The organism is Brasilonema bromeliae SPC951 (assembly GCF_012912135.1).
Taxonomy (GTDB): Bacteria; Cyanobacteriota; Cyanobacteriia; order Cyanobacteriales; family Nostocaceae; genus Brasilonema; species Brasilonema bromeliae.
Window position 1 is genome coordinate 1 of the sequence record NZ_QMEB01000292.1, and the last position, 7,238, is coordinate 7,238.

The window sequence follows — 7,238 nt, forward strand, 5'->3', positions numbered from 1 at the left end:
ATCTTGCTCTTCGGTTGAAAGAGCCTCTACATATTCAATGACTGTCTGTAAGGATACAAGCTTGCTCATCTGTTTACAATAGATGATGATTTTATGTTCCTTTATTTTATCTGTCTTGATTATCTATAGCCGTTCTGACTTCGTTTAAGACAGTCGCAACCCCAAAATCCAGAAAAAACCAACGTATCTTAACCAGATATTCAAATATACTCCTTGAGTTGTGTCCCAGCAAATCCGCACATAGTCTTATGTTGTTTACAACCAAACTATGACTTCTGTTAGAAGAATAATTACGTTTTTACAGCTAGTCTTGACTTATATTCAGGACGACTCATTCGCTTGAAGATAGGTTGATTTTGACTCCATTTCCGGAGCCAACCTGTGATTGAGGCGAGTGTGCTCCGGTTCTGAAACTGTAAAAAGTGTTGAAAATCAACGAATGGAGTCTTGTAATGATAAATTTGATTTCTAAGGCAGTTGCTCAGATCAATTCTCTATTTAACCAACTTCAAGTAAAACGTTTTTTCGCTGTAGTCCTAGCTGGGTTGCTAGTGCTGACAACAAATGTTGCTAATGAGAGTAGTGCCAAAGACTTAACCAACAGAGTTAACCAAGCGCTAGAGCGGAACTCTTCCGACAGACCGCAAACTATAGGCGAATGGACTAAGGAAGGTCGCGAAACCGAAGGTGCTCCTGGTGAACGCGCGAAAAGAATTGTGGGACAATCAGTAGAAGCTGTAAAACAGTTTGGCAACGTGTACCCAGATACTGCTGAAAGGACTGCTGAGACTGTACAGGACAACACAAAGTAAGCAGACAAGTAGGCGCGAATAAAGATTTTAGAAGACAGGTGACAGGGTACAGGGAAACTGTAACTTGTCACCTATTGCTTTTTAACAGTTATCAGTTTGAAGAAGAATTCAGCAATTCTGAATTCAGTATTCAGAAGGAAGAAAAAAAGAATTACGACTTCTGACTCCTGACTCCTGACTCCTGACTCCTGACTCCTTCACTGTTCACTGTTCTAAGCTGGATAAATCCGTAAACGCCGATTTGGTTCTTCCCCAAAGCTATTAGATTTCAGCCGATAGTGTTCTACCAACTCGTGCTGCATTTTCCGCACTTGAGGAGAACGGGGCAATAATTCGACTGGCTGTCCTTTGGGAATCACGATTTGCTCTACAGCAAGTCTTGCTTCTTCCAAGGCGTCCATTTCATCATCACTGGCGCTGTGGAGAAACAGTTGCATTTCGCGATCGTCGTTAACTTCCGGATCGTCCATATTCAGCAACCGCCGCAAGCCTCGGGTAATCTGCGGTAGGGTGCTGGACTTGATCATATGAATTGGTATTTGACGTGCTCTAGCCATTTGCCGTAGTTTGGCGTGGTTTTTGACGTGCGATCGCAACGCCAATATAGCATCAGCACTATCAAGATCTTTTGTCAAGACTACTGGTAAAGAAAGAACCCCAACGACCTGTTCCAATTGGCTGCGGCTAACGCCATAGGGATATACGTGCAGTGGCAAATCTTCGCCATTAGGTCCCGCGCGTCTGGTGGTGGAGTCCAAATCATACCCATCATACCCATTAAAAGATTCATCGAGTAAGCGGTCAAACTCAGTTCGTCCCGAACTCTTTTGGGTATCACTAGACAATGTCGGTAGGGGTATCATTTGCCCAGTTGCACGCCAGCCATTTGACTGTCGTGCTGGTGCTGCGAAAGACTCCTCAGCACCGAGTGTTTGCCCACGACCGTTGATTGCGGTAAGTTGACGAGTCACGTTCACATTGCCGTTTTCATCCACAGTTCTCACCTGCGGGCTAGGCTGACGTCCCCGTAGGAGAGTATCAACTGTGTCAGCTACGCTGTCGTGGACTACCCAGCGTTGCCGTTCTAACATTTCGACAGCAATTTCAAAGGTAGGAGGTGCTTTGCGTTCTAAAACAGTCTTTTGAGTCCCTCGCCGTCTGGCTTCATCGTCTCCCAGTGTCACAGCCTGAATACCACCAACTAAGTCAGCAAGCGTCGGATTTTTGATCAGGTTTTCAATCTGATTACCGTGAGCAGTTCCTACTAACTGAACACCTCGTTCAGCAATAGTACGAGCTGCTAAGGCTTCCAGTTCTGTACCAATTTCATCAATAACGATGACTTCTGGCATATGGTTTTCCACAGCTTCAATCATCACTTGATGCTGCTGTTCTGGATGAGCCACTTGCATGCGCCGTGAGCGACCGATGGCGGGGTGGGCAACGTCACCATCTCCGGCGATTTCGTTGGAAGTGTCAATTATGACGACTCGCTTCTGGAAATCATCCGCTAAAACACGGGCAATCTCCCGTAGTGCAGTGGTTTTCCCCACACCAGGGCGTCCTAGCATGAGAATTGATTTTCCAGTTTCTACCAAATCGCGGATCATGCCAATTGTGCCGAATATTGCCCGACCAACACGACAGGTTAAGCCGATAATCTTACCACTGCGGTTGCGGATGGCACTAATTCTGTGCAGGGTTTGCTCAATTCCTGCCCGATTATCTGCGCCAAAGGTTCCCACTCTCTTGATGCAATCATCTATCTGTTCTTGCGTAACGGGTGTTTCGCCCAGATACTCTGCTTGATTGGGAAAGCGAGCTTCAGGACGACGACCCAAATCCAAGACCACTTCTACTAGGCTATCTCGTTGAGGATGCTTTTCTAGTATCTGCTGCAGGTCTTGGGGCAAAATGTCCAACAATTTTTGAAGATCGTCTTTAATCGTCATGCTTTTTATGGTGACGTTTTTTAGAGATACTTGGACACTTGTAGTACGAGCAGAGGATCACCCCGCCCAGAGAAAGTGTCCACAACGCGCTCATAAGGAACAGTGTTCCCTACTGCTGTGACTTGAGCTGGGAAACGAGAGAATGTGCAAGCGAAACCGCTTGAGCGAGCAATTCTGGTTCTTCTTCTAAGCGGACAGTTGTTTTAACACAGTTATTTTTCACCTCCCTTGCTTCTAATTGCTCGAGAATGGGTGACAGTAGTACCCGGGCGTAACTACCGTAAGCAATACCAGCAATGGAAGAGGATGAAGAGGATGAAGAGGAATTAACTCCCCCTGCTCTCTTCAGCAGATCCATTGCCTTCAACTTGGCAACAGTGTAGCTGTTGGTTCCACCAGCTAATTGCACATATCCCGGTAATTTAGCTGCCAAGACTTTTTGCCCTAACTTGACGGCGGCCTGAGTGGTACCATCACCAATATCCCCACTCATCGGACGACCGTCAGTCTGCCAAATTAAAGCACACGGTATGGGGGCAATTACGTTATAAAGGGCGTGAAGATAGTCAATCAGACCGTCTCCATCTGGACAACTGATTGCGACTAACTTCAAACGCTCAACCCAAGGTAAAATCGCTTGCCACAATCTTTGAAATTCTGTCAAACGCCCAACATTTGTATGAATTTCTACGGCGTCTACTCCTGATGACAGGATCAATGGTGCGATCGCTCCTGGCGTTGAGACATATGACCTTGTATAAATTATATCATATGGACAAACTGGTATGCAACGACCACAGCCGTAGCACTTTTGTGATATGATCCCTGATGATTCGTTTTTTATACTATTAAAAACAATTGCTTGGGCTGGACAAATCCTTTCACATGGTCTATCACATTCCTTGGGACACTCTGTAGAATTGAACTCAGCTTTGCGGAAATGTGGATCTTCCCCGTCGTTGAGGCTAACCATCAACAGGGGCGAGTTTCCATGCAAGCCAAATCCTTGCTGCCCAGCAACCTCTGATAAGCCAGAGGCAGCTTGCAGCCCTTCTTTGGCTGCCGCAATCACAGCTGGATCAGCGGCAACATCTATGCAGTCAGCGCCAGCCAAAGTGTAGGCTAGTGTCAAACTTCTGACCGCAGGCAGATGTTGGTAGCTGGCCCCGCAGATGAGCTTGAACCAGTGACCTTGTTTGAGGGATCGTAAAGGGTTTAACAGATGAGTCACATCTCTATTATGCTATGGGACGGAAAAATGTAAGAGGTGACTCACAAAAGTTTTGATGATTAATTTTTTGTATTTCAAAGGAGAAAATCCTTCTTTTCGAGCTTTCCGTGAGATTTTGTTGAAAAGTGATATTTTGGGAGTTTGATGAGAATATTGCTTGTGTTACGAAGGACGACAAATGAGCAGGGGAAGATATAGTGAGTAACTTTAATTACTAAGTAAAAAGCTCTGTATTTGGATGCTGGACTGGGATTTCGATGATAAACTCTGCTCCTTGCCCTGGTAAGGAGTTGCAACTAATTTGTCCTTGATGTTTTTGTACCACAATCTGATGGCTAATTGCTAATCCCAGTCCACTGCCTTTACCAACAGGCTTTGTCGTAAAAAATGGGTCAAAGGTTCTTGATCGCACCGACTCATCCATACCAAGTCCATTGTCAGCGATACTAATCTTCACTGTATTATTATCTGTCAACTCTGTACGAATACGAATCACAGGAACACAACTTATGGAACTAACCTCATCAGTTGGTGAGTTGGTAGGGTGTAATGGTCTTATCTTCTGACCATCTTCCAATTGCCACATCTGTTGATCGCAAAGCTTCTGCTCATCTTCCCCTATTTGGTGAAATTTTTGATGGTTTCTATTACTGAGACTTTTGTTCATTTCTCCACATTCAGGAAGCGACATCTCCCACTCACTATGCCCCTGTGTTGACTTTAAAGCATCGATCGCATTGTTCAAGATATGCATGAACACTTGGTTAAGTTCGCTAGCATAACAAGTGACTGGGGGCAAATTGCCATAGTCTTTGACAACAACAATGCCAGGACGATATGTTGTTTCGTTGAGTCGATGCTGCAACATCATCAAACTACTATCTATACCTTCATGAATGTTTACCGACTTCATCTGGGCTTCATCAAGCCGAGAGAATTTTTGTAGCGACAGTACAATTTGCCGAATGCGATCGGCTCCTCTATTCATAGCACCTAATAAGTTTTTCAGGTCATTCATCAAAAAATTCAGGTCTATCTCCTGGACGATTTGCTCAATCATAGGTGTAGAATGTGGGTATTCTTGCTGATAAAGCAAAATCACACGAACCAGTTCTTGCACGTATTGCCCTACATATTCAAGATTGCCATAGATAAAACTGATTGGATTATTCACCTCATGGGCAATTCCGGCAACTAACTGCCCCAATGCGACCATCTTCTCATTTTGAATCTGTTTAACTTGAGCAGCTTTTAAATCGTCAAGAGCATTTTCCAATAAAAGATTTTTTTCTTGAAGTTTAGTTTGTAACAGACGTAAGTTAATCTGATTTTGAATTCGCAAGATAACTTCTGCCCCATAAAAAGGCTTAGTGATATAGTCTACACCTCCCACATCAAAGGCTTTGACTTTATCTAACACATCATCCAAGGCACTAATAAAAATCACTGGGACTTCACAAGTTCTTTCATCAGCTTTAAGTTGCTGACAAACCTCATACCCGTTTACTCCTGGCATATTAATATCCAGCAGAATGATATCAGGCAAAACCATTTGACACGCTGTCAGTGCCATTTTGCCATTCAAGGCTTTGCGAACTTCATAACCTTGTTCACTCAGCATTGCTGACAAAAGACGTAGGTTGTCTGGTGTATCATCAACGACTAGAATATTGGCTTTATATTCTTGACCTTGATTTCTATACATTTCAAAAAAACTGAGATGGCAACTTAATAGATATTCGGCAAGCAAGACAGATTTCAGGTTAGTGTGCTGAAATCTGTCTGTTACCATCATGCATCAAATTTACCACCAAGGGCGGTCCAAGTCAGTTTACCCACCTCTCCATCTACAGTTAAAACGGCTTCTTTCTGGAATATTCTGACAGCAGCTTCCGTTTGAGGACCAAAATTTCCATCTGCGCTTCCTGCATTGTACCCTCTTGCATTCAGCACTTTTTGCAAAGCCATGACATCATCTCCTGTCCTTCCTTGACGAAGATTACGTCTAAGTATTGGTAATACAAAGCCAGAATATGTCAAATTCCAAGCTTCACCACGTTCACCTTCCTTAGGAATACGCCAAATTGATGAACCAGGATAGTTATTCAGGTAATCTTGAAGTTCCGCGACTGTTGCAGGTTTGGCTGTGTCACTTTCGGAACCCCAAATGGGTAAGATTGGTTTTTTCAAACCCAAATTTTTGTAAGCATCCAGACAATCTTTAACTTCTTCTGGAGTCGTGGGAAGAAATGTGAATTTCTCAAAATAGATTTGTGGGAACGCTAAGTCGCAATACTTATCCAAAATCTGCCAAGGGACATTTGGATGGAGTCGAGGATTTCCAAAAGTTGTATATCCGAAAGTTCCTTCCTTGACGATTATACGCAAAGCAGAAAGAAGCTTGTCTACATTTGTATGTGTGCTAGTGTTTTCTACTTCTTTTTCTACATCAACAATATACCCATCCAGTCCACAGTTAAGAGCTTGTCTAACCTTTACAATTTGTCTGGCAATATCAGTTGTGCCATAGTGATATCCCCATCCATACACTTCAATCTGACGAGATTTAAATTCCTGAATAATTTCTGGAGAACACTGCCAACTCCAAAAAGTAGGTTGACCTTGATATTTACCATCAAAAACCTTAAGATATACACGCTGTACTTTGCGTTCAACAAGTTTGTCCAGATAATCAGCGCGGATCTCTGAGAGGTTCCAAATCCAAACTCCGTTGGGATATTGTGCCATATTATTTAGTTCTTTTTTTTTGTTACAATGTCAAGCTAGTAAAGTATAAGCCATAGATTTATAGATTGTCTGCGGCAGTATAGTCTAGATGCTTTGTCTGTAACTGCTTCAAAAATTTATCTATTGATTCCAGAAGATTAAAAAAAATTATTATGCAATTGGGTCATTAAAATGGCATATTGTTTCTTCTGCTTGAGTTTTGGTGAGAATCAGCTATGACGACTATCTGGGTAAATGAACAACTTGATCCATCTGGAATGATTTATGCCTGTATTGCTTGCTGTAACGAGTCCCAAGCCAAAGACTGTCATGAGTCCTTTAAGCAAAATTTGACTCAGGAGCAAAAGGCATGGGGTTGGGTGGCGCGGTTGCGAACAGTTAATTCTTGGGATGAGGTTCCGGTCAATGCTTTAAAGTTGGATTGAAGTTGGGAGTTGGGAGTTAGGAGTTGGGAGATGGGAGTTGGGAGTTGGGAGTTGGGAGTTGGGAGTTGAG

Annotated in this window: 6 protein-coding genes; 2 read left to right on the forward strand and 4 right to left on the reverse strand. The window is 43.3% G+C overall.

Features of this window, described 5'->3' with window-relative positions; translation table 11 throughout:
• Nucleotides 1-452 precede the first annotated feature (452 nt).
• Nucleotides 453-812, forward strand: a complete 360-nt coding sequence (locus DP116_RS25715) for a hypothetical protein (protein ID WP_169157850.1) — start codon at nucleotides 453-455, stop codon at nucleotides 810-812.
• A gap of 212 nt (nucleotides 813-1,024) precedes the next feature.
• On the opposite strand, the gene DP116_RS25720 is transcribed toward DP116_RS25715, so the two are convergent.
• From DP116_RS25720 to DP116_RS25735, 4 genes are all read right to left on the reverse strand, one after another.
• The gene (locus DP116_RS25720) at nucleotides 1,025-2,764 is read right to left on the reverse strand and encodes a R3H domain-containing nucleic acid-binding protein (protein WP_169157851.1); all 1,740 of its coding nucleotides are present in this window, start codon (nucleotides 2,762-2,764) and stop codon (nucleotides 1,025-1,027) included.
• 109 nt (nucleotides 2,765-2,873) lie between these two features.
• The gene (gene ldpA / locus DP116_RS25725; RefSeq protein WP_169157852.1) at nucleotides 2,874-3,995 is read right to left on the reverse strand and encodes a circadian clock protein LdpA; all 1,122 of its coding nucleotides are present in this window, start codon (nucleotides 3,993-3,995) and stop codon (nucleotides 2,874-2,876) included.
• A gap of 214 nt (nucleotides 3,996-4,209) precedes the next feature.
• The gene (locus DP116_RS25730) at nucleotides 4,210-5,700 is read right to left on the reverse strand and encodes a hybrid sensor histidine kinase/response regulator (RefSeq protein ID WP_169157855.1); all 1,491 of its coding nucleotides are present in this window, start codon (nucleotides 5,698-5,700) and stop codon (nucleotides 4,210-4,212) included.
• An 86-nt stretch (nucleotides 5,701-5,786) separates the two neighbouring features.
• A complete protein-coding gene (locus DP116_RS25735; protein WP_169157853.1) occupies nucleotides 5,787-6,743 on the reverse strand; it encodes a peptidoglycan-binding domain-containing protein in 957 nt (318 codons plus the stop codon).
• A 215-nt stretch (nucleotides 6,744-6,958) separates the two neighbouring features.
• Here DP116_RS25735 and DP116_RS25740 point away from each other — a divergent pair, with 215 nt between their 5' ends.
• The gene (locus DP116_RS25740; protein WP_169157854.1) at nucleotides 6,959-7,168 is read left to right on the forward strand and encodes a glycogen debranching protein; all 210 of its coding nucleotides are present in this window, start codon (nucleotides 6,959-6,961) and stop codon (nucleotides 7,166-7,168) included.
• The last annotated feature ends 70 nt before the right edge of the window (nucleotides 7,169-7,238 follow it).